Genomic DNA, 22573 nt, shown 5'->3' on the forward strand with positions numbered 1-22573 from the left:
AGCTTCGTTATCTTGTATAATCAGTGTTCGCTAGTCAGTTAGAGGCTCATTATGGATAACAGCCCCACACCCAAAGGCTTTACTCTGGTAGAGCTGATCATCGTTATTATATTGATTGGTATTGTTTCCCTGTTCGCATCTAGCCGTTATGTTGGCTCCTCTTCTTTTTCTACCTATCTTGTTCAAAGCGAAGTGTTAGCCGCATTACGATTAGTACAAAACCGTGCGATGAATCGTTCGGATTATTGTAACCGTTGGCTGTTAAATCCAAACCAAACTCAAGCTATTCAGGTGTCTCCCTCTAGTGTTGAAGATATGTGTTCCAAGGTATTTCCTTCTGACGTTACAGATCCCAGTTTTGTTGATGGCACACAGAATAAAGTGGCCTTTAAGCTACAAACTGATACCAATGTTCCGTACCTTGATTTTGATAGTTCGGGCCGAGCTCTGCAATGTTTAATGTCGAATTGTCAGCTTGAGATATCTTCGACTGTCAACGATGATTCAATTTCAGTGTGCATTAACACTGAAGGATATATCTATGGATGTTAAACAAAAAAAACGCCCCCAAGGTTTTTCCCTAATAGAAATGGTCATTGTGATTACTCTTATTGGTTTTGCTCTTGCTGGACTTACTGCCTCTTTGTACCCGCGTTCAATTCAGACGGCGGAACAAATAACATCAGTTAAAGCTGCTGATCTTGGTCGCTCCGTGCTTGATGAAGTAATGGGGCGAGGGTATGACCACTTTTCAGGCGTGAACGGCGGAGTGCCTGAATGTGCAGTCTCAACGATGTCTACTCCTAGTCAACAATTATGCACGTTACCTAATGATTTAGGGCCTGAAAATGGAGAAACTGACGTTAATGGTGTACTGGTAAAGAGCTTGGCTAATGATGTTGATGATTTTCATGGCCTTAGAGGGCGCGTCGAAGATGTTCTTGATAGTGATCTCAGTGATGCGGGTTATCGTAATTTCAACGTTGAAATAGATGTCTTTTATGATGCTGCTGTTGTCAGTGGCAATACTTTGATGATGTCTGGTGAGCCATCGATTAGCCGTACACACTATAAACGAGTTGAAGTTGTGATTATTGATACTCAGGGAAACCGCTATCCTTTTTCTGCGATTAAAGGGAATTTTTAATGCGCGGTTTTACACTGATAGAGATGATTATTACCATTCTACTACTTTCTATTGTTGGGCTATTTCTAGGAAATATTATCCAACAAGGTATGGGGATTTATGCTGATAGCACCGCTCGTGAAGCTTTGATACAACAAGGTAAATTTGTCACGGAGCGATTGACTCGAGAATTAAGAGAAGCCGTCCCTAACAGTATTTTGATTGAAAATGATTGTATTGAATTTTTGCCCATCATCAATAGTGCCATTTATCAAGAACTTCCGGCGCCAGAAGCAAAATCAGCAGTGATACGAGTATTGCCAATAGGCAAAAGCATTTCTCAAGGGGAGCGAGTTATTGTTTATCCTAACGACCCGAATGCGATGCGTCTTGATCCAACGACAGAAGGTCAAATTGCAGAGGTAAAAGAGAATGTCGATTTCACTGCCTCTGCTGCGATGATGGTTGACGTTGAGTTAACGCAAGCTACAGGTTTTGAGATTAACTCTCCAGGTAAACGCCTTTATTTTTATCTTTCCCCCATAGCTTATTGTCACGTCAACTCTAGTATTTTTCGTTATGCTAATTATGCATTGTCTCGCTCATCACTTTCCCCAGAAGCACTAGGTAATGGCGTACTGATGGCTGAGAAGGTAAAAAACGCAGATTTTCAAAGCTTAGCGCCTGAATTGCAAAGGAATGGGCTAATTAGACTTGAAATGTTGTTTACTGATAAAGGAGAGGAGATTCAGTTTGTCCATGATGCCCTTATCTATAACGCTCCGTAAACAAACGGGAGGAAGTTTAATCCTAGTTGTTTTCATACTAGTGGTTATGGCTTCGGCTGCGATGGTTGCTAATCAGAACCAACAACGTAACAGTGAGCAATTAATTTCAACCCTGATCGGTACTCGGGCTGAAATGGCTGCGCGCTCTGGTGCACAAATAGAAATTAGCCGTTTTTATCAAACCACGATAGAAGGTAGCTGTCATGCTTCTACCCCGCAAAGCATAAGCTTTTCAGGTGAAGGGTTGGCTCAATGTGTAACGGAGGTCAGTTGTAAATCTATTGGAATTTTGGACAATGGTATCAATGTATATCAACTAACCTCGAAAGGAAGTTGTTCGGTTGGGAGCTTGGTTTTACAAAGAATAATAGAGGTTGGACTTCGTGATGATAGCTAGAGTATTTATATTAGTATCTATGTTGCTAGTCTCATTTCAGTCTGCAGCCGCGTATTATTATCTAACAAATTACAATTGGCCTAATCGGTATCCACTACCTCCTTGTACTGGAAATTGGGATATCAACGGAAGCAAGTATGAATGTGATGGTTCACTGACTCTGCAAAGTGGCGATGAAATTATTGCTTATAAAACATCAAAATTAGAAGTCAAAAATAACATCTATTTTGAATCCAATATCATTGGTAATCCAAGTTTTAGTGGGATATCTGTAAAAAGTACAGATGGTCACTTAAGAATTATTGATACGGTCATTTATGGTGCAGCGGAAGCTAAACAGTCTATAGTCATCAATGAATACGCTAACGGCAGCTATAACAGTAATCATTATTCTTTCATACTCGGTAACGTGAAAAGCTCGGACAGCACAATTCGAATGATAAATACAGATGTGCGTGGTGATGTAGATGCTAAACAGTCGGTGAACATCAATGTACGGAGTAATGGAGCGTTTGCTGCTTCACGTGCATCTATTATAGAAGGAAAGATTAAAAGTCACGACAGTTCTATTCGAGTAGTCGATGCGCGAATTGATGATGATGTAGATGCGAAACAATCTATTAATATAAATGTTTTAAGCAATGAATCATATGTTTTTAATAGCCACGTTAGCGTTGGAGGAAAAGTAAAAAGCAGTGATAATTCAATTCGAATTATAAACGCTAGCATAACTGATGATGTAGATGCGAAACAGTCGGTCAATATTAATGAATTAAGTAATGGTGCTTATGTGCCTAACAGCGATGTTAGTGTCGGCGGGAAAGTAAAAAGCAGTGACAATTCAATTCGAATTCTAAATGCTACTGTCACCGATGAAGTTGACGCGAAGCTTTCCGTTAACATTAACGTATTGAACAACGGTACCTACGCTACAAATACAAGAACTGAAGTCGGTGGGCAAGTGGTGAGCCGTGATGAATCAGTTCGATTGGTTAGTACTAATGTGACCGACAATGTTATAGCTAAGAAAGCAATTAACATTAACCGTTTAAGTAACGGGACAGATGTATCTTCAACGATCTCTAGTATAACGGGTGATATTGATAGTTCCGAGAATGACATAGTACTTGGAACAACAACTCATGTTGTCGGCGATGTCACCGCCGGGCCGAAAGACAAAGGAACGGTATTTGTTAATTCGAACAGTAGTGTAGATGGGAGATGCTCATATCAAACCGTGCCAGAAAACGCATGTGGGGTGGAAGAGTTACCAGATCCGATTGCTCTATATCATTTAGATGAAACATCCTGGAATGGCTCAAGCAATGAAGTAGTAGACAGCTCTGGTAATCAATTACATGGTCAATCGGTGAATGGAGCAACATCAGAACCTGTATCAGAATCATCTGCGATCCCAACTATGGATTCTTTTGGGACTTGTGGTTTTGGAGGCTTTAATAATGATTTAAATCAATATGTTAATATACCTCATGATAGTCGTTTAAATATAGATAAAAACTTCACAATATCAGCTTGGGTTAAACCTGCTAGTTATCCTAGGTCCGGTTTGTATTCTATTTTATCAAAAGACAACAACTATGAATTTCATTTGAATTCGTCAGGGAAAATATTTTGGTGGTGGCAAGATAAAAACAAAAATGGAAACGGAAACGCTCGAACAAGAACATTAACAAGTGAAGTTAGTATTCCAATAAACAAGTGGTCATTTATTACGATTAGATACGACTCTGAAAATTATAGCAATAATAAATCTCTGGCTAGTATATTTATTAACGGAGAGGAAAAGGGGGAGCTTTTAATTAATGCAAATAGAACATTGGTAAATAATCCTAAACCGTTACAAATAGGACAAGACCAGGATTTTTCAGGGCGGGCTTTTGATGGTTATATCGATGAGGTTCAAATCTTTGATAAACCATTTGATAATAATAAAATATTGTATTTATATGACCAAACGCATTTATGTTCAGATGTGCCGGATAATTCGATTGACCACTTTGAGTTGGAACATTCCGGTAGTGAGCTAACATGTAACGCAGAAGAAGTGACGATTCGTGCGTGCGCTAATGAATCCTGTTCAGAGCTGGTGACCGGAGATGTTGATGTCACTTTATCTCCTGAAGCCGTAACAGATGGTGGAGGCTGGGTTGGCGGTAATCAAATTCAGTTATCTGGTGGTACAGGAATATATTCAGTTCGTAAGAATACTGCAGGTTATTTAAACGTTGGCGTTATTAGTTCTGAACCTGCGGTTAAGCCTGGAGGGGGAACATTGTGTTCAAGTGCTGGAGGGGACTTAGGTAGCGGTAACTGTAGTATTGAGTTTTATGAGAGTGGCTTTGTTCTAGATGTGCCCGATAAAATCGCTGGCAGAGCAGTAACTGGTCGTATTAAAGCGGTCAAAAGCTCTGATGATGCTCAAAGGTGTTTACCAAGCTTCCAGAACACTTCAAAGAATATCGAATTCTTTGGTAAGTACATTACCCCCGATTCTTCTGTAATTATTGGTAGTCCTATTATTGGTTTAGAAGTTGGCAGTGTTAAAAAAGATCTGGCAATGAACAGCGCTTCCCCAAAAGTCTTTGCCGTTGATTTTGATAATTATGGGGAAGCAGAGTTTGATGTTAGTTATATTGACGCAGGAAAGTTACAACTTAATGCTCAGTATGAAGGTTCTCAGGGTGAACTTGGATTGGATATGCGAGGGAGTACTCAGTTCGTAAGCTTCCCTAAGCAGCTCAATATACAAGCTAAAAATACAGCTGGAAATAATGGCTCTTGTGTAACCGAAGATTTAAGTTGCTCCGTTTTTGCGAAAGCCGGTGAAGCTTTTACATTAAATATTTGGGCTTCGGGCGATACTGGAGTCGTTACTCCTAACTTTAGCTCACAAGATATTGCCTTGAGTCATGAACTTAAGGCTCCAGTAGTTACCGGTACAGAACTTGGTTTACTTGGTAATATTTCTTACAGTCATACCGCTATTAGTTCTGGGATTAACTCTGTCGCTCAAAGTGTTTCTGAAGTAGGTATTTTTAACTTTTTAGTTGAAGAGTTACCTTCCTACTTAGGCAGCAACTCATTTACAGTTCAAGGTGCACAAACTGGCTCTGTGGGGCGGTTTACACCTTATTATCTTCATCTGAATGGCAACACACCGAGTTTTACTGAAGCTTGTTCAACATTTACATATTTAGGACAAGCTATGGAGTTCAGCAGCTTACCTGAATTAACGGTTACTGGACGGTCGTTTGACAACGTGGGCAGTAACGGAGAGCAAGAAACGCTTAATTATAAAATTGATGGTTGGTGGCGATATGCTAACCCTTGGAACTTTAGAACTTTTGGGCCAGAAAGTTCAACATTGTCAATTATTGATACTGATCCCAGTAAAGTTGTTCAAACCCAAGGTTTTGCTTGGCCTGGACAAGTCACTTTCGACTCTAAACTTCAATTGGCAAGTTTAGAAGACGCTCACATAGCTTATGTGAAACCATTGACTCCCTTTGAGCCAATCAATGAAGGGGTTATCGTTCGTTTAGCTGTTGATGACACAAGAGATCTTGATGGTGTGTGCTATCAAACGAATGGAAGTGCCTCTTGCACGGATTTCGATTTTCCTGTCTCTGATTCACAACGTCAACGTTGGGGGTATTTAGTTATCGCAGATACTTTTGGCCCTGAAATTTCAAGGGTGCAATCTGCTGTAACAAGCTACTATTTTGATGGTGCAAGCTTTAAAACGAATACCAGTGACTCTTGCAGTGACTTTTCGGTGGCGGACTTGAGCTTTGATGTTGGTAATGATTCAAATGCTCTACCCATTGGAGGTGGTGTTACCGCCGCTACCATAGACACGACGCCTATTATTCAGAATGGCGAGGGATATATATCTTACAGTGCGCCTGGTGAGGGGAATCGAGGAACTCTAGAAAGTACGCTTGGCTTTGGGGCGTTTCCGTGGTTGAGAAACGATTATAATCAAGATGGTATTTTTGACGATACTATATCGTCTGAAGTTCGTTTTGGTTTGTACAGAGGCAGTGATCGCGTGATTTGGTGGAGTGAACAAAACTAATTTCACTTATTGTATTTTGCACATTCGGCATCTACCGCGGTAACGATCGAGTGATCTACCGAGGGGAAAGTGGCTTAACAGGTCAGTAAAAATATAATTTTTGCCCCTTAAGTTAGGAATCTGTAAGAAATTGCGGGTTTCAGTCCATGTTTATACTTCAATGCCTTGCCGTGACAGCAAGGCATTGGTACATTTAGTGCAATTTTTGTCTTCTAATTCTTGCAGGATGAGCGAAGAATATGTTTAAAAAACTTCGTGGCATGTTTTCAAACGACCTATCGATTGATTTAGGTACAGCCAATACCCTTATATATGTAAAAGGCCAAGGCATTGTTCTTGATGAGCCTTCCGTTGTCGCTATTCGCCAAGATCGTACGGGGTCTGCAAAGAGTGTAGCTGCTGTTGGTCACGCGGCTAAGCAAATGCTTGGTCGTACGCCGGGTAACATTTCAGCGATCCGCCCTATGAAAGACGGTGTAATTGCTGACTTTTACGTAACTGAAAAAATGCTTCAGCACTTTATCAAGCAAGTGCATGACAACAGTGTGCTTAAACCAAGCCCTCGCGTTTTGGTTTGTGTACCTTGTGGTTCAACTCAGGTTGAGCGTCGTGCTATCCGTGAATCAGCGCTAGGTGCTGGTGCTCGTGAGGTTTACCTAATCGATGAGCCTATGGCTGCTGCGATTGGTGCTGGCCTACGTGTATCTGAGCCAACGGGTTCAATGGTTGTTGATATCGGTGGTGGTACTACTGAAGTTGCGGTTATCTCACTTAATGGCGTAGTTTACTCGTCTTCTGTTCGTATCGGCGGTGACCGTTTTGATGAAGCGATCATCAACTACGTTCGTCGTAACTACGGCAGCTTGATCGGTGAAGCAACGGCAGAGAAGATCAAACACGAAATTGGTTCAGCTTACCCTGGTGATGAAGTTGATGAGATCGAAGTACGTGGTCGTAACCTTGCTGAAGGTGTACCTCGTAGCTTTAGCCTGAACTCAAACGAAATCCTTGAAGCACTTCAAGAACCGCTATCTGGCATCGTATCTGCAGTGATGGTTGCACTAGAACAGTGTCCGCCAGAGCTGGCTTCTGATATCTCAGAAAACGGTATGGTACTGACAGGTGGTGGTGCACTGCTTAAAGACCTTGATCGTCTGCTGACTGAAGAAACGGGTATTCCTGTTGTTGTTGCAGAAGAGCCATTAACGTGTGTTGCTCTAGGTGGCGGTAAAGCTCTAGAGATGATCGACATGCACGGCGGCGACCTGTTCAGCGAAGAATAATATCTAGTGTTAGGCTCTTTTCTTATCTAGTTTTATGTAAAGAGCCTAGGACCTTGTCTATAGGATCAAATGTAGCTCTAGGACCAAATATAGAATGAAGCCAATTTTTGGTAGAGGTCCCTCTCTACAATTGCGCCTGTTTTTTGCTGTAATTTTATCAGCCAGCCTTATGCTGGCTGATAGTCGTTTAGATGCTTTCTCAAATGTACGCTATCTATTGAACAGCATGGTTGCACCTATTCAATATGCAGCCAACTTACCTCGTACTATGTTCGATGGTGTGTACGATCGTTTTAGTACGCGTAAAGGCCTAATCGAATCCAACCATAATATTAAACGAGAAGTCTTGCGTCTGAAGAGCGAGCTGATTCTGCTTGAGCAATACCAAGAAGAAAACAAGCGCCTCCGTAAGCTATTAGGATCTCCGTTTATCCGTGATGAGAAGAAAGTCGTCACTGAAGTTATGGCGGTAGATACTTCACCATATCGTCATCAAGTTGTGATCGACAAAGGTCAGATTGATGGGGTGTATGAAGGTCAACCGGTGATCAACGAAAAAGGCATTGTCGGTCAAGTGACTTTCGTTGCTGCTCACAACAGCCGCGTTCTACTACTTACAGATGCAAACAATGCGATTCCTGTTCAGGTTATTCGTAATGACATCCGTGTTATTGCTTCGGGCAATGGCATGATTGATGAGATCCAGCTAGAGCACATTCCAACCAGTACTGACATACAAGAAGAAGACCTATTAGTGACATCGGGCCTTGGTGGAGTATATCCAGAAGGTTATCCAGTCGCCTATGTTACGGCCGTTGACTATGACCCGAAACGTGAGTTTGCCGTTATAAAAGCGGAGCCTGTGGTTGAGTTCGATAAGCTCAGATACTTGCTGCTGGTATGGCCTGATGAAAACAAACAGATGCAAGCGGATCAATCCAGCATAGAACAAGCATTGTTAGAGGGTAAAGATGGCCAATAGCGTTTTAAGAAGCAAGGTAGTCATCGGCTGCTCATTTCTAGTAGCCCTTATTCTGCAGACGATCCCTTGGCCTGGTAGCTTGGATCTATTTAGACCATCTTGGTTACTACTGGTTACCTGTTACTGGGTTTTAGCTCTGCCGCATCGTGTTAACGTGGGCAGTGCTTTGATTTTGGGCCTATTGTGGGATCTTTTGATCGGCTCTACTTTAGGTATTCGAGGCATGATGATGGCAATCGTGATGTACATTATTGCGATGAATTTCCTAGTCATTCGTAATATGGCGCTATGGCAACAAGCCATGATCATTGCTGCGTTAACCGTGTTGTTTGAAGTCTTAATCTTCTTTGGTGAATATTTGATCCAAGATGTCGTTTTCAATCCATTATCGTTATGGAGCGCATTGATAAACTGTATACTTTGGCCTTGGATGTTTTTATTAATGAGACGCGTGCGTCGCCATTGGCATGTAAGGTAGAGTGACAATGGAAAAGAAGCATTTAGTTTTGGCATCCGGTTCACCACGCCGCAAAGAATTGCTATCTCAACTTGGTTATGAGTTTTCTGTCCTTGTAACTGATGTTGAAGAGTGTAAACACGCCCAAGAAACCGCCGAAGAGTACGTTAAGCGACTATCTTTAGATAAAGCCTTAGCAGCGTTGTCTTTATTGAAAGATAACCCTTCTGAAAAGCAGCATGTCGTTCCTAGTTCTGATAATGTAGATTCTAGTGTTGATAATGTAGCTGTTGGCTCTGGCATCGTAGCTCTTGATTCCGAAATGGTAGATCTTGATTCCAAAATAGTAGCTTTTGACTCCGAAATAGTGGTTCTTGGTTCTGACACCGTCGTCGTTAGCCAAGGACAAGTGCTCGAGAAGCCCACTGATTTTACTGATTCTAAGCGTATGCTTACTCAGTTAGCGAATGAGCGTCACCAAGTGATGACGGCAGTTTCTGTGGTTTCAGAAGAAAAACAAAGAACAGAAATCATTATTACCGACGTATGGTTTAAACCCCTCAGTGAACAAGAAATAGAACAATACTGGCAAACAGGGGAGCCATGCGATAAAGCCGGTAGCTATGGGATCCAAGGTTTGGGTGGGCGCTTTGTTACCCGAATCGAAGGTAGTTATTACGCCGTTGTCGGCTTACCTTTATTTGAAACGGACCAGCTACTGCAAGAATTCTTATAATTACTAATCTGAGGTGCACCATGAGTGCTGAATTGTTGCTGAACGTGACCCCGAGTGAAACTCGCGTGGCCATGATTGAAGGGGGGGCTCTTCAAGAGATCCATGTCGAACGAGATGCTCGACGCGGTATCGTAGGAAATATCTATAAAGGACGTGTAAGCCGTGTTCTTCCAGGAATGCAGGCGGCTTTTGTGGATATAGGCCTTGAGAAAGCAGCTTTTCTACACGCCTCTGATATTGTTCCACACACTGAATGTGTCGCTGAAAACGAAAAGAAGCAATTTCAAGTTCGTGACATCTCTGAGCTTGTTCGCCAAGGACAAGACATTGTGGTTCAAGTCGTCAAAGATCCTCTTGGTACCAAAGGTGCCCGTTTAACAACGGATATTACTTTACCTTCTCGTTATTTGGTCTTTATGCCGGGCGCAAGCCATGTCGGCGTATCTCAACGTATCGACAGTGAGTCTGAACGTAACCGTCTTAAAAAAGTCGTGTCTCGTTACTGTGACGAACACGGTGGCTTTATTATTCGTACCGCAGCTGAAGGTGCAGATTCGAATGAGTTGGCTCAAGATGCGGCATTCTTGAAGCGTTTGTGGCTAAAAGTGTTAGAACGTCGTGGTAAGCACAAAGCTCGCTCTCGCTTGTACGGTGAACTTTGTCTGAGCCAACGCATCCTGCGTGACTTTGTTGGTACTGAGTTAAGCAAAATTCAGGTTGATTCTCGTCTAGAATATGAAAACCTAAAAGAATTTACGTCTGAATACGTACCTGAGCTGACTGAAAAGCTTGAGTTGTATGAAGGTGATAAGCCAATCTTTGATATGTACGATACAGAGAACGAAATTCAGCGTTCATTGGATCGTAAAGTCGAATTGAAGTCTGGTGGATATCTGATTATCGACCAAACGGAAGCGATGACGACAGTCGACATCAACACTGGTGCCTTTGTCGGTCGTCGTAATTTAGAAGAGACGATTTTCAATACTAACGTAGAAGCGACACAAGCTATTGCTCGTCAGCTGCGTTTGCGTAACTTAGGTGGCATTATCATTATCGACTTTATCGATATGTTGTCTGATGAACATCGTAAGCGAGTACTAACTTCTTTAGAGGCGGCGCTGAACAAAGATCGTGTGAAAACCAATATCAATGGCTTCACACAACTTGGCTTGGTTGAGATGACGCGTAAACGTACTCGTGAAAGTATTGAGCATATTCTGTGTTCGAGTTGTCCTGCCTGTGAAGGGCGTGGCAGTGTGAAAACAGTTGAAACCGTTTGTTATGAAATTCTTCGAGAGATCACGCGAGTTAATCGTGCGTATGACGCTGATAAGTTCGTCGTGTATGCGGCGGCGGCTGTTGCCGAGGCGCTAGAGGGTGACGAATCTCATGCGCTTGCTGAGCTTGAAGTGTTTATTGGTAAACAAGTTAAAATCCAGGCTGAACCTCTGTACATACAAGAGCAGTTTGATGTTGTTATGATGTAATGGATATTTTGTGAGTTCAAGCGTTACTCTGATTCTTCGTGCATGTTTATGGTTAGTGGTTACTATCTTGGTAACCCTAGCTATTGCCGTTACTACACTGCGTGTAGCCTTACCCAATTTAAATAAGTATCAATCTGAAATTGAGCTTTGGGTAAACCAACATTCCGGTTTTGAGTTTTCTATTCAAGATGTGGGCGGTTTTTGGCGTAACACTCACCCTTCTATTGCTCTACAAGGTGTTAAAGCGAGCCTCCCAAATGCAGAAGATGTGACCTTCTCTGTGGAGCGTGTTGAAGTCGAGTTTGACTTAATTCAATCGCTTGTACAGATGCGTCCGGTCGTTGCCGATCTGGTCATGAATCAAATGTATCTTGATATTCGCTCTATTGATCTGTTTGCCGGGCAAAACGGAGATGCAAAGCCTGAGAATTCGGGTTCTTCCAAACGGGTCGTGCAAGAGTTGGATAACTTGTTGCTCAAAACCCTTGTCGATGTGACAGCCAAAGATTCTTCAATTATCTATCACTCGATCTCGAATGAAGAACGTCAGCTTGATATCGAAACCTTAAAATGGCAAAACTCTGGCAAACATCACCTTGCCGAAGGTGTTGTGAGTATTAAAGACGCCAATCTTAACTCTTTGTCAGTGAGTGCTAACTTTGTTGATGGTGGTTCATTGACTGACATGACCGGTGAGTTTTATGTCAGTGCGGATAATATCTCGGTAAAGCCTTGGTTAACTCGTTATATGCAGGTGGAGTCGGGTGTCGAAACGGGAACCGTTAGCCTCAATAGTTGGTTAACGCTGAAAAACAGCAAACCGATTAGTGCTTATGTTGAAGTGCTACCTTCTGAATTGACCTGGAACGAAGATGGCCGACATGATTTGATGTTTGAGTCTGGTATTTTTAAGCTATCTCCGTTGGATGATGGTTGGCAAGTCAATGGGCACTCACTTAACTTAAGAACCGATGATAGACCATGGCCTGAACTTGATGTTGCCTTCAAGTGGAATAGCGGCCCATGGGAGCTCAATGTTTCTGAACTCGATATCGAAACACTAACGCCGTTGGTTAAATTACTGCCTGATTCTGAGCAATCGACCAAAATGATTAACTCGTTGGCTCCAGGTGGATTAGTTTCTGATATTCGTGTCTCGATGGATTCAGATGTTGATAGCCTGCGTTATTCGGCGAGCTTTTCTGATCTCGCCATTGAGCAATGGGAATTGGTTCCGGGCTTTAGCCAAGTTTCAGGCAGTGTGTTTGGCTCTTCATCTGAAGCGAAAGCCAGCCTGCATGTGATTGATGATGTGTTCCCTTATGGTGACGTTTTTCAAGCGCCTTTGAATATCAAACAAGGTCAGGTTGATATTGTTTGGCAGCAAGATGAAAACGGTTGGAAGCTTTGGTCAGATAAAATCACAGCAGCCACTCCAGATTTACAAGTACTAGGTGCATTTCGCTTGGACTTCCCAAAGGGTGCTAGCCCATTCTTATCGTTCTACGGCGAAGCTGATGCTTACAATGTCGGCGAAACATGGCGCTATTTACCAACGTTGGCACTTGGGCAAGATCTCACCGACTACCTTTCTACTGCAATTCAAGCGGGTAAAGCGGATACCGTAAAACTGTTGTGGCATGGCGATTTGTCTCAGTATCCATACACTAACCATGATGGTATTTTCCAAGTTTGGGTTGGCTTAGAGGACGCTAAGTTCAGTTTCGATACCGCCTGGCCATTGATTACTGATCTGCAACTTGATCTGCTGTTTGAAAATGATGCAATGCATCTAGATTCTCGCTCCGCTCAATTGATGGATGTGACGGCAGACCGAATCACAGGACGTATTCCTTATTTAGGGGAAGGCGGTCATATTGAAATTGAAGCTAAAGCAACGGCGTCAGGTAATGCGGTTCGTGATTACATGACGGCTTCACCGTTGGTTGATTCTGTGGGTGCCGCTTTAACGGCACTGCAAGTGAGTGGTGATGTATCGTCTGAATTCCAACTCAATATTCCTTTTGATTCCGAAAAAGAGCCAAGAGCGTGGGGCTATGCTGATCTCAAAGATAACCATGTAGAGGTTGAAGCTCCGCCAATGGTGCTTGAAAACACCACAGGGCGTATTGAGTTTGATAATGATGTAATTACGGCCAACGGACTCGCTGCCGATTTATTAAAGCAAGGTATTTCTGTTGATTTTAAAGGCCTCAACGATGGGCCTGGATATGCCGTTGATATCGATGTATTGGGTGATTGGGACGTTAAGCCTCTAGAGCCTTACATTGGTGAACAATGGCTAAGCCGTTTGTCGGGCCATGCTCAGTGGCAAAGCCAAATTGATATTCAACTTAACGATATTGGTTTTAGTTACCAATTGGATTTACAGTCAGATCTTAAATACTTGGCGAGTGATTACCCGTATCCATTGGCGAAAAAATCATTAGAAAGTGGTTCAGCAAGGTTACAAGCGTCGGGCAACCAAGAAGCGATTACCGCACGTTTACAGCTTCCTAGTACCAAATATCAGGCTGAAATTGATATCACAGGCGATGTTCCCAAGTTAACGGCGACTAACTTAGTGCTTGGTCGAGGTGGTTATAAAATTAGTCCTGTTGTTGGCCATCATGCGTTGATTCGTACGGATAAATTCAATGCTGATGATTGGCTATCAGTGGTGATGGAGCCTGTGCAACCGTCAGATGCAATACTTAGCCAAATGAACACGCCAACCATTCCAGCGCCAAGCCGTATCACATTCGAGAGTAAAGAGTTGATCTTGGGGGGTATCTCTTGGAATGATGTCGATTTTAGCGCCCGTAAGAACAAGCAAGCGTGGCAAATGGAAGTCTCTAGCCAAGAGCTAGAAGGGGATATTAATTACCTGCCTCCTTATGATTTGACGGTTTCACTGGATCGTCTGCATCTTTTTGTTCCTGAATGGAGCGATAAGAAAAACCAAGAACAACTACTGCAACGTAAAGAACAAGAAGCACCGTTGATCTCTCCGCTGGATAGAGAGATCTATGATGCTATGCCTAATTTGAAGCTAACACTGAACGATTTTTGGTTACAAGGCTATAAGGTCGGTACCGTCGATGTTGAGTTAACCAGGCAAGACGATCGGCTTGAGTGGAACAAGATTCAAGTTCGAAGCGGGAGCAATAAAGCCGACGTGAGTGGCTGGTGGGCACTGAATGGTGACAAGAGCCATTCATCGCTAACCATTGATGTTGAAGGTGAAAATAATAGCGAACTTATGGAGCGCTTCGGTATTACATCCGGAATTCAAAAAGCGCCATTCGAGTTAGAGGGCCAACTGAACTGGGATGGTTCACCTTGGGGGATCAAAATGGATACTCTTGATGGCAACGTTAAAACCCAGTTTGGTAAAGGTATTATCTCTGATGTCAGTGGCGCAGCTCGATTACTTGGTCTGTTTAGCCTAGATTCGATTATCCGTAAGATGCAACTCGATTTCTCGGATGTGTTTGATAAAGGCATGGCATTCAATAGCATCACAGGAACCGGCAAGATTCAAAACGGTATCTTCCTGACGAACGATCTGAACATGGATGCGGTCGCAGGCGAGATGCAGATCAAAGGAATCGCTAACCTGAATACGCGTCAGGTTGATGCGGAAGTTAATTTTACCCCAGATATTACCTCGGGTATTCCAGTATTAACGGCCTTTGCGGTAACCCCTCAAACGGCGCTGTACGTATTGGCGGTGACTACGGTTATATCGCCGGTGGTTGAAGTCTTTACTCAAGTGAATTACTCGGTAAAAGGCCCATTGGATTCACCCACGGTGAGTGAGCTTTCTCGTAGTTCTGGCGAGTTCCAGCTACCCGAAAAATTGAGAAAATTAGCTGAGTAGTTGATACAAGCCAGTCGGTTAATATACGGTCAAATGCCGATTTCTGAATCATAATGAATAGAGGAGCGAGACACATGGATAGTGTTGGGTTGATTCAAATGACATCTGGCCCTAGCCCTGAATTGAACCTTGCTTACCTTGCTCAAGAAGTAGCAAAGTGCAAAGCGTTGGGGGCGAAGTGGGTTGTGTGCCCTGAAAACGCGTTAGTTTTTGGCAGTAAAGCCGACTATCACCAGTATGCTGAGCCTCTAAATGATGGCCCACTACAAAAGAAATTATCTGAGTTAGCCAAGCTTTACCGAATGTGGATCGTTGTCGGTAGTATGCCGATAAGCACAGCGGAAGGCGTGACCACGACAACCCTAGTGATTGATGACTTTGGGTGCCTAGTGACTCATTACGATAAGCTACACATGTTTGATGTGGATGTTGCCGATGCGCACAAGTGCTATCGAGAGTCGGATATTTTCACGCCGGGTGAACGAGTTGTGACGAAGGAAACGCCTTTTGGTCGCTTAGGTTTGAGTATTTGTTATGATGTGCGCTTTCCTCACTTGTATTCAGAGTTACGCAAGCAAGGTGCACAAATCATAGTGGTACCAGCAGCGTTTACTGCGGTAACGGGTCAAGCGCATTGGGAAGCATTATTAAGATGCCGCGCGATCGAAACACAATCGTGGATTGTTGCGGTGGGGCAAGGGGGCAAACACCCTTGTCAAAGAGAAACATGGGGACACTCAATGGTGGTTGATCCATGGGGACGAGTGGTCGCACAATTAGACCAAGAGCCTAAAAGTATGGTGGTTGAGATAGACACATCCAGTTGTGAGTCAATTAGGCAAAATATGCCAATAGCGCAACACTCTCGATTTACCAATCAATTTTAATTACAAATAAGAGCCATTTATGAGCATTAATCAAATTGAAGAAGCGCTACTGACCCCGACAGGGCTGACGGAGCAAAATATCGCAGATACATTGGCGAGCATTGCTACCCGCCAAATTGATTATGCTGATATCTACTTTCAGTCAAGCTGGCACGAATCTTTAGTGCTAGAAGACAGCATTATTAAAGACGGCTCTTTCAATATCGATTGCGGTGTTGGCGTTCGTGCAGTGTCTGGCGAAAAGACCGGTTTTGCTTACTCTGACCAAATCCAATTGGATGGCCTCAAACAGAGTGCAATCGCAGCTCGCGGTATCGCTAAGCAAGGTCAAAACGGTAAGGTACAAGCTTTCAAGCGTAACTCTAACCAAGCTTATTATGACGCGGTAAACCCGCTAGCTAGCTGGGAAAAACAGCAAAAGACAGAATTACTTAAAGCGCTTGATGCTTACATTCGTACTAAAGAGCCGATGGTGACTGAAGTATCGGTAAGCTTAAGTGGTGTACATGAGCAGATGCTGGTTGCGGCGACGGACGGAACTTACGCTGGTGATATTCGCCCGCTGGTTCGCTTGTCTATTAGCGTACTTGCTCAGAAAGGCGATCGTCGTGAACGTGGCAGTGCTGGTGGCGGTGGTCGTTTTGGTTACGACTTCTTCTTAAGTGATGCTAATGGTTCTCAGGTTGCTTACCAATTTGCTGATGAAGCAATCCGCCAAGCGTTAGTTAACCTTGAAGCGGTTGCGGCACCTGCTGGTGCAATGCCTGTCGTTCTTGGTTCGGGTTGGCCGGGCGTTCTTCTGCATGAAGCGGTAGGCCACGGTCTAGAAGGTGACTTCAACCGTAAAGAGTCTTCAGTATTTTCTGGCAAAGTAGGCGAGCAAGTCACATCAAGCCTATGTACGATTGTTGATGACGGTACATTAACGGATCTACGTGGTTCATTGAACGTCGATGATGAAGGCGTTAATGGTCAGTACAACACGCTAATCGAAAACGGCATCCTAAAAGGTTACATGCAAGATAAGCTTAATGCTCGTCTAATGGGTGTAGCGCCTACAGGTAATGGTCGTCGTGAGTCTTATGCACACCTTCCTATGCCGCGCATGACCAACACTTACATGCTGCCAGGTGAGCATACTCCTGAAGAGATTATCTCAACGGTTGAAAGAGGCATTTACGCGCCGAACTTTGGTGGCGGTCAGGTGGATATTACTTCTGGTAAGTTTGTGTTCTCCGCTTCTGAAGCGTACATGATTGAAAACGGTAAGATCACTCACCCAGTGAAAGGTGCAACGCTAATCGGTTCGGGTATCGAAGCGATGCAGCAAGTGTCTATGGTGGGTAACGACCTTAGCCTTGACCGTGGTGTTGGTGTGTGTGGTAAAGCTGGCCAAAGCGTACCAGTCGGTGTTGGTCAACCAACATTGAAACTAGACTCGTTAACGGTTGGTGGTACTGAGTAATTCAGACCAACTTCAGCAAATTTGTTATAGCAAGCTAGTTGAAATTAAAGTTAAAGCTAAAGCTAAAGCTAAAAGCGCCTCCAATGTGAGGCGCTTTTCTGTTTCGGGGCTTTCTGTCTCTGGGCTTTTCTGTTTCTGGAGTACGATTTACTAAATCGAACCGTTACATGTTCTCTTCAGCAAACTCGGCCAGTCGGCTTCGTACCACACCATTGAGGTGAATATTGGCACTGCCTTCGAAGTCTTTAAAACGCTCGACCATGTAGGTTAAGCCTGAAGTCACAGGGGTTAAGTAGGATGAATCTATCTGAGCTAGGTTTCCTGAACAGACGATCTTGGTGCCTTCGCCACAACGGGTGATGATGGTTTTGATTTGTGAAGCGGTGAGGTTTTGACACTCATCCAAAAGGACAAAGGCATTTTGGATTGAGCGACCACGCATGAAGTTAATCGATTTGAACTGGATATTGGCTTTGTCACAGATGTACTTCATCGATCCTTCGGTGCAGTGATCGTTCTTATGCAGAGCTTCTAGTGTATCGGTCACCGCTGCTAACCAAGGCAGCATTTTTTCTTCCTCAGTGCCGGGAAGGAACCCAATCGACTCACCTATGTCGGGTGTATTTCGGGTTACGATGATCTTATCGAATTTTTTACGTTCTATGGTTTGTTCAAGTGCGGCAGCCATGGCTAACAGTGTTTTACCACTACCTGCTGCGCCGGTGAGAATCACCAGGTCAATATCAGGGTCGAGCAGTGCATCAATCGCCATCCCTTGATAGACATTCTTAGGTGTAATGTCCCATGTCTTGCGGTTCATTAACCTTTCTCGACTGAGATCTCTGAGCGTAATGCGTTCGGCCTCAATCTCTTCTACACGACCAGCAAAGTCACTTTCTTCGTCAATCACATATTGGTTGAGGAAGGTTGGGTCGAAAGGTGCTCTTGCTAGGGTGTGCAGCGTTTTTCCGCCTAAACTTCTACTCTCGACGTTATCGACGCCATCCCAGAATGAGCCTTCGAGTTGTTGAAAGCCTTTAGTGAGGTATTGGATGTCATCAATCAATTGGTCGGTTTGATAGTCTTCAACAAAGCGAACACCAGCGCCTTTGGCTCGCAAGCGCATGTTGATGTCTTTAGTGATAAGAACGACTTCGCGTGGCGCACGTTTGTTCTGAAGGTATAAAACAGCGTTAAGGATTCGGTTATCGCCAGCCTTGTCGTCGGCAAAGGCTTTGATGCTTTCTTGAAGTTCGTAGTCAGCGAGTATTGAAATACTGCCGGATGCGTTAATGTCTTTAGAAAAAGGAATGCCTTCTGATATTTGATCTGGTGTGGCTTCCCTGAATAAGTCTTCGAGCGTTCGAATCGCGATTCTCGCATCTCGAGCAACGTCTCTTTTACTGTCTTTGATTCTGTCGAGTTCTTCTAGCACTGTCATCGGGATAACGACATCGTGCTCGTGGAAAGAAAATATAGCAAAGGGTTCGTGAAGTAGGATATTGGTGTCTAAAACAAATAGCTTCCGGTTGGTCTCGCCCATAGCATCTCCTTGCCGACGTGCGGCTTGTATTGCATTCATTGAACGTAGATAAAGCTCATATAAAGATTAGTATCTCATTCTGCTGATAGTCAACTACTCACCTAAACTTCATCTAGATAAATATCACCATATCGCTGTAGGTGAAGATAGTGTCTTCGTTTGAGAGCAGTAATCTGCTACTCATAGATTAACCATGATTTTTTGACAGTTTGATTGCACAAGCGAAAACAGAAAAAAAGTATGAAATCATGTCCTTTAGGCGTGACCTAAATCACAGCATCGAGTAAGATTAGCGACCTTTTTCTGCACCATTTTCTCGAGATATCTATTATCTAGAGCGCACTTAAAAAGTGGCTGCAAACTAGGTATTTTTGGCTATATTTTTAATGCGAGAACGAGAGTGTTCTTGTTTTAAATTGCAGCTAAACAAGACCAAATTCCAACTATAAGATTGAGGTAGTCGATTCATGACATTTGCTTTGGGGCAACGCTGGATAAGCGATACGGAGAGCGATTTAGGTTTAGGTACCGTTGTAGCAATGGATGCTCGAACAGTGACAGTAATGTTTGCAGCATCAGAAGAGAATCGTGTCTATGCACGCACTGATGCTCCCGTAACCCGAGTAACGTTTAATGTTGGCGATGTCATCGAATGCCAAGAAGGCTGGTCTCTATCTGTCGAAGAAATTATCGAAGACAAAGGGCTACTGACTTATTTGGGCACTCGCGAAGACACTCAAGAGACAGAGGTGACTCTGCGCGAAATATTCTTAAGCAACCAGATCCGCTTTAACAAACCACAAGATAAGTTGTACGCAGGTCAAATCGACCGTATGGATAATTTCGTGCTGCGTTACCGTGCGTTAAGCAATCAATACCAACAACATAAGAGCCCGATGCGTGGCTTGTGTGGTATGCGTGCTGGTTTGATTCCTCATCAGTTGTACATTGCTCATGAAGTGGGTCGTCGTCACGCTCCGCGCGTTTTACTGGCTGATGAAGTGGGTTTAGGTAAAACCATCGAAGCGGGTATGATCATTCATCAGCAGGTGCTGTCTGGCCGTGCTGAGCGCATTCTGATCGTGGTACCAGAAACTCTACAACATCAATGGCTTGTAGAGATGATGCGTCGTTTCAATCTGCACTTCTCTATCTTTGATGAAGAGCGTTGTATTGAATCTTTTGCTGAGTCCGACAACCCATTTGATACTCAGCAATACGTTCTGTGCTCACTAGATTTCCTGCGTAAGAGTCGCAAGCGTTACGAGCAAGCACTGGAAGGTGAATGGGACCTATTGGTTGTCGATGAAGCGCACCACCTTGAGTGGAGCCAAGACAAACCAAGCCGCGAATACCAAGTGGTTGAAGGCTTAGCTGAAAACACCTCTGGCGTACTACTACTGACAGCTACCCCTGAACAGCTTGGTCGCGAGAGTCACTTTGCACGTCTGCGTCTGCTTGACCCTGATCGCTTCTACGATTACGAAGCATTTGTTGAAGAAGAAGACCAATATGCGCCGGTTGCTGATGCAGTAACGGCATTGTTCTCTGGCGTTAAGCTTGAAAACAGCGCGAAGAATCAGATCACTGAGCTGCTTTCTGAACAAGATGTTGAGCCTCTATTCCGAGTTATCGAGGGCGATAGCAGTGAAGAAGAGCAGGCGTTAGCTCGCCAAGAACTGATTGATAACCTTATGGATCGCCATGGTACAGGTCGTGTTCTATTCAGAAATACACGAGCTGCAATCAAAGGCTTCCCTAAGCGTAATGTAAACCTATTGCCGATGGATATTCCAACTCAGTACACAACCTCTATGCGTGTATCGGGCATGATCGGCGGCAAAATGGCTCCCGAAGCTCGTGCGATGAAGATGTTGTACCCAGAAGAGATCTTCCAAGAGTTTGAAGGTGAAGACTCAAGCTGGTGGCAGTTCGATTCGCGTGTGAATTGGTTAATTGAAAAGATTCAAGATAAGCGTAGCGAAAAGATCTTAGTGATCGCCTCGCGTGCGAGTACGGCTCTTCAATTAGAGCAAGCAGTGCGTGAACGTGAAGGCGTGCGTGCAACCGTATTCCACGAAGGCATGTCGATTCTAGAGCGAGATAAAGCCGCGGCTTACTTTGCTCAAGAAGAGGGCGGTGCTCAGGTGCTTATCTGTAGTGAAATCGGCTCTGAAGGTCGCAACTTCCAGTTCGCTAACCAACTTGTGATGTTCGATCTACCGTTCAACCCAGACTTGCTTGAGCAACGTATTGGTCGTTTGGACCGTATCGGTCAGTTGCGTGATATCGACATTCATGTTCCTTACCTAAAAGGCACATCGCAAGCGATTCTAGCGCGTTGGTTCGATGAAGGTCTGAATGCATTTGCAGAGACATGTCCAACTGGGCGCACGGTTTACGACAAGTACTCAGACGTTCTTATCGAAATGTTGGCTTCTGGTAATACTGAACAGCTGGATGAAGTGATTGAAGAGTCAGCGAAGTTAAATCAAAGCCTAAAATCAGATCTAGAAAAAGGCCGAGATCGCCTACTAGAAATGCATTCCAACGGCGGCGAAAAAGCGCATGAAATTGCAGAGAAAATTGCGTCTACTGACGGCGACACTAACCTAGTCAGTTTCGCTCTGAGCCTATTTGATACGATTGGTTTGAATCAAGACGACAAAGGTGAAAATGCGTTAGTCGTGACACCTTCTGAACACATGATGGTGCCAAGCTACCCAGGTTTACCTTATGAAGGTGCAACCATCACGTTTGATCGTGAAACGGCGCTGTCTCGTGAAGACATGAACTTCATTAGCTGGGAACACCCAATGATTCAGGGCGGTATTGATCTGCTATTGAGTGAAGGTGTGGGCGCTTCTGCGGTATCGCTATTGAAAAACAAAGCGCTGCCAGTCGGTACTATTCTACTTGAGTTGGTTTACCTTGTGGATGCGCAAGCACCTAAACGCAGTGGTATTAGCCAGTTCTTACCTAAGACGCCAATTCGTTTGATGATGGATGGCCGTGGTAATGATTTATCTGCTCAGGTTGAGTTCGATAGCTTTAACCGTCAACTAAGCCCTGTGAACCGTCACTTGGCAAGCAAGTTGGTTAATTCAGTACAAGGCGAGATTCACAAGCTGATCGAAGCCGGTGAGACGCATGTACTGCCGAAGGTTGAAGAAGTTCGTCAGCAAGCCCAGAAAGATATGCAAACCAACTTGAATGGCGAGCTAGAACGTCTACAAGCGCTTAAAGCGGTTAACCCTAACATTCGTGATGAAGAGCTAGAGGTTATCGAAGCTCAAATCAACGAACTGACTGGTTACATCGGTAAAGCACAAGTTCAGCTAGATTCGTTACGCTTGATTGTGGTTTCTCACAATTAAGCTAAGAACGAGCATATCGTTAGCTTAACGCTTCAACGAAATAAGGCCTTCATCACGAAG

General features: G+C 43.9%; 15 protein-coding genes and 1 pseudogene. 15 read left to right on the forward strand and 1 reads right to left on the reverse strand.

The window, feature by feature from the left end; all coding sequences use genetic code 11:
• Positions 1-51 precede the first annotated feature (51 nt).
• The 14 genes and pseudogenes from BCU75_RS01815 to tldD all read left to right on the forward strand — a co-directional run bounded on the left by BCU75_RS01815 (position 52) and on the right by tldD (position 17593).
• Positions 52-552 (forward strand): prepilin-type N-terminal cleavage/methylation domain-containing protein, encoded by a 501-nt coding sequence (locus tag BCU75_RS01815; RefSeq protein WP_076676238.1) that lies wholly within the window; start codon positions 52-54, stop codon positions 550-552.
• Positions 542-1147: a type IV pilus modification PilV family protein gene (locus BCU75_RS01820; RefSeq protein WP_076676236.1), complete on the forward strand. Its 606-nt coding sequence runs from the start codon at positions 542-544 to the stop codon at positions 1145-1147. Before BCU75_RS01815 ends, BCU75_RS01820 begins: the two co-directional genes overlap by 11 nt.
• Entirely contained in the window at positions 1147-1914 is a 768-nt protein-coding gene (locus tag BCU75_RS01825; protein ID WP_076676234.1) for a PilW family protein, read from the forward strand. Before BCU75_RS01820 ends, BCU75_RS01825 begins: the two co-directional genes overlap by 1 nt.
• A complete protein-coding gene (locus BCU75_RS01830; RefSeq protein ID WP_076676232.1) occupies positions 1886-2311 on the forward strand; it encodes an MSHA biogenesis protein MshP in 426 nt (141 codons plus the stop codon). The genes BCU75_RS01825 and BCU75_RS01830 overlap by 29 nt, the downstream gene beginning before the upstream one ends.
• Positions 2301-6410: a LamG domain-containing protein gene (locus tag BCU75_RS01835; RefSeq protein WP_102472786.1), complete on the forward strand. Its 4110-nt coding sequence runs from the start codon at positions 2301-2303 to the stop codon at positions 6408-6410. Before BCU75_RS01830 ends, BCU75_RS01835 begins: the two co-directional genes overlap by 11 nt.
• 20 nt (positions 6411-6430) lie before the next feature.
• Positions 6431-6499, forward strand: a pseudogene (locus BCU75_RS24785) (DUF6701 domain-containing protein); the annotation flags it as partial.
• Between the two features lie 150 nt (positions 6500-6649).
• Positions 6650-7693 (forward strand): rod shape-determining protein, encoded by a 1044-nt coding sequence (locus BCU75_RS01840; protein ID WP_004735928.1) that lies wholly within the window; start codon positions 6650-6652, stop codon positions 7691-7693.
• A gap of 94 nt (positions 7694-7787) precedes the next feature.
• Positions 7788-8675, forward strand: coding sequence for a rod shape-determining protein MreC (gene mreC, locus BCU75_RS01845; RefSeq protein ID WP_076676228.1), 888 nt, complete (start codon positions 7788-7790; stop codon positions 8673-8675).
• Entirely contained in the window at positions 8665-9153 is a 489-nt protein-coding gene (mreD, locus tag BCU75_RS01850; protein WP_004735926.1) for a rod shape-determining protein MreD, read from the forward strand. Before mreC ends, mreD begins: the two co-directional genes overlap by 11 nt.
• Before the next feature lie 7 nt (positions 9154-9160).
• Complete coding sequence (locus tag BCU75_RS01855; RefSeq protein WP_076676226.1) at positions 9161-9868, forward strand: Maf family protein; 708 nt, start codon at positions 9161-9163, stop codon at positions 9866-9868.
• A 20-nt stretch (positions 9869-9888) separates the two neighbouring features.
• The gene (gene rng, locus BCU75_RS01860; RefSeq protein ID WP_076676224.1) at positions 9889-11358 is read left to right on the forward strand and encodes a ribonuclease G; all 1470 of its coding nucleotides are present in this window, start codon (positions 9889-9891) and stop codon (positions 11356-11358) included.
• A 10-nt stretch (positions 11359-11368) separates the two neighbouring features.
• Complete coding sequence (locus tag BCU75_RS01865) at positions 11369-15241, forward strand: YhdP family protein (RefSeq protein WP_102472787.1); 3873 nt, start codon at positions 11369-11371, stop codon at positions 15239-15241.
• A 74-nt stretch (positions 15242-15315) separates the two neighbouring features.
• Positions 15316-16128: a carbon-nitrogen hydrolase family protein gene (locus tag BCU75_RS01870; RefSeq protein ID WP_102472788.1), complete on the forward strand. Its 813-nt coding sequence runs from the start codon at positions 15316-15318 to the stop codon at positions 16126-16128.
• Positions 16129-16147: 19 nt separating this feature from the next.
• Positions 16148-17593 (forward strand): metalloprotease TldD, encoded by a 1446-nt coding sequence (gene tldD, locus BCU75_RS01875; RefSeq protein ID WP_102472789.1) that lies wholly within the window; start codon positions 16148-16150, stop codon positions 17591-17593.
• Between the two features lie 163 nt (positions 17594-17756).
• On the opposite strand, the gene BCU75_RS01880 is transcribed toward tldD, so the two are convergent.
• Positions 17757-19136, reverse strand: a complete 1380-nt coding sequence (locus BCU75_RS01880) for a PhoH family protein (protein ID WP_102472790.1) — start codon at positions 19134-19136, stop codon at positions 17757-17759.
• A gap of 467 nt (positions 19137-19603) precedes the next feature.
• Here BCU75_RS01880 and rapA point away from each other — a divergent pair, with 467 nt between their 5' ends.
• Positions 19604-22513, forward strand: a complete 2910-nt coding sequence (gene rapA / locus BCU75_RS01885) for an RNA polymerase-associated protein RapA (RefSeq protein ID WP_102472791.1) — start codon at positions 19604-19606, stop codon at positions 22511-22513.
• Positions 22514-22573 lie beyond the last annotated feature (60 nt).

The sequence above is a fragment of the Vibrio splendidus genome (genome assembly GCF_002873455.1).
Taxonomy (GTDB): domain Bacteria; phylum Pseudomonadota; class Gammaproteobacteria; order Enterobacterales; family Vibrionaceae; genus Vibrio; species Vibrio splendidus_J.

What these genes read in the sequence shown, in the direction of transcription:
- BCU75_RS01815 (WP_076676238.1), top strand. Translation starts at nt 52, where the DNA reads ATGGATAACAGCCCCACACCCAAAGGCTTTACTCTGGTAGAGCTGATC.
- BCU75_RS01820 (WP_076676236.1), top strand. Translation starts at nt 542, where the DNA reads ATGGATGTTAAACAAAAAAAACGCCCCCAAGGTTTTTCCCTAATAGAA.
- BCU75_RS01825 (WP_076676234.1), top strand. Translation starts at nt 1,147, where the DNA reads ATGCGCGGTTTTACACTGATAGAGATGATTATTACCATTCTACTACTT.
- BCU75_RS01830 (WP_076676232.1), top strand. Translation starts at nt 1,886, where the DNA reads ATGATGCCCTTATCTATAACGCTCCGTAAACAAACGGGAGGAAGTTTA.
- BCU75_RS01835 (WP_102472786.1), top strand. Translation starts at nt 2,301, where the DNA reads ATGATAGCTAGAGTATTTATATTAGTATCTATGTTGCTAGTCTCATTT.
- BCU75_RS01840 (WP_004735928.1), top strand. Translation starts at nt 6,650, where the DNA reads ATGTTTAAAAAACTTCGTGGCATGTTTTCAAACGACCTATCGATTGAT.
- mreC (WP_076676228.1), top strand. Translation starts at nt 7,788, where the DNA reads ATGAAGCCAATTTTTGGTAGAGGTCCCTCTCTACAATTGCGCCTGTTT.
- mreD (WP_004735926.1), top strand. Translation starts at nt 8,665, where the DNA reads ATGGCCAATAGCGTTTTAAGAAGCAAGGTAGTCATCGGCTGCTCATTT.
- BCU75_RS01855 (WP_076676226.1), top strand. Translation starts at nt 9,161, where the DNA reads ATGGAAAAGAAGCATTTAGTTTTGGCATCCGGTTCACCACGCCGCAAA.
- rng (WP_076676224.1), top strand. Translation starts at nt 9,889, where the DNA reads ATGAGTGCTGAATTGTTGCTGAACGTGACCCCGAGTGAAACTCGCGTG.
- BCU75_RS01870 (WP_102472788.1), top strand. Translation starts at nt 15,316, where the DNA reads ATGGATAGTGTTGGGTTGATTCAAATGACATCTGGCCCTAGCCCTGAA.
- tldD (WP_102472789.1), top strand. Translation starts at nt 16,148, where the DNA reads ATGAGCATTAATCAAATTGAAGAAGCGCTACTGACCCCGACAGGGCTG.
- BCU75_RS01880 (WP_102472790.1), bottom strand. Translation starts at nt 19,136, where the DNA reads ATGGGCGAGACCAACCGGAAGCTATTTGTTTTAGACACCAATATCCTA.
- rapA (WP_102472791.1), top strand. Translation starts at nt 19,604, where the DNA reads ATGACATTTGCTTTGGGGCAACGCTGGATAAGCGATACGGAGAGCGAT.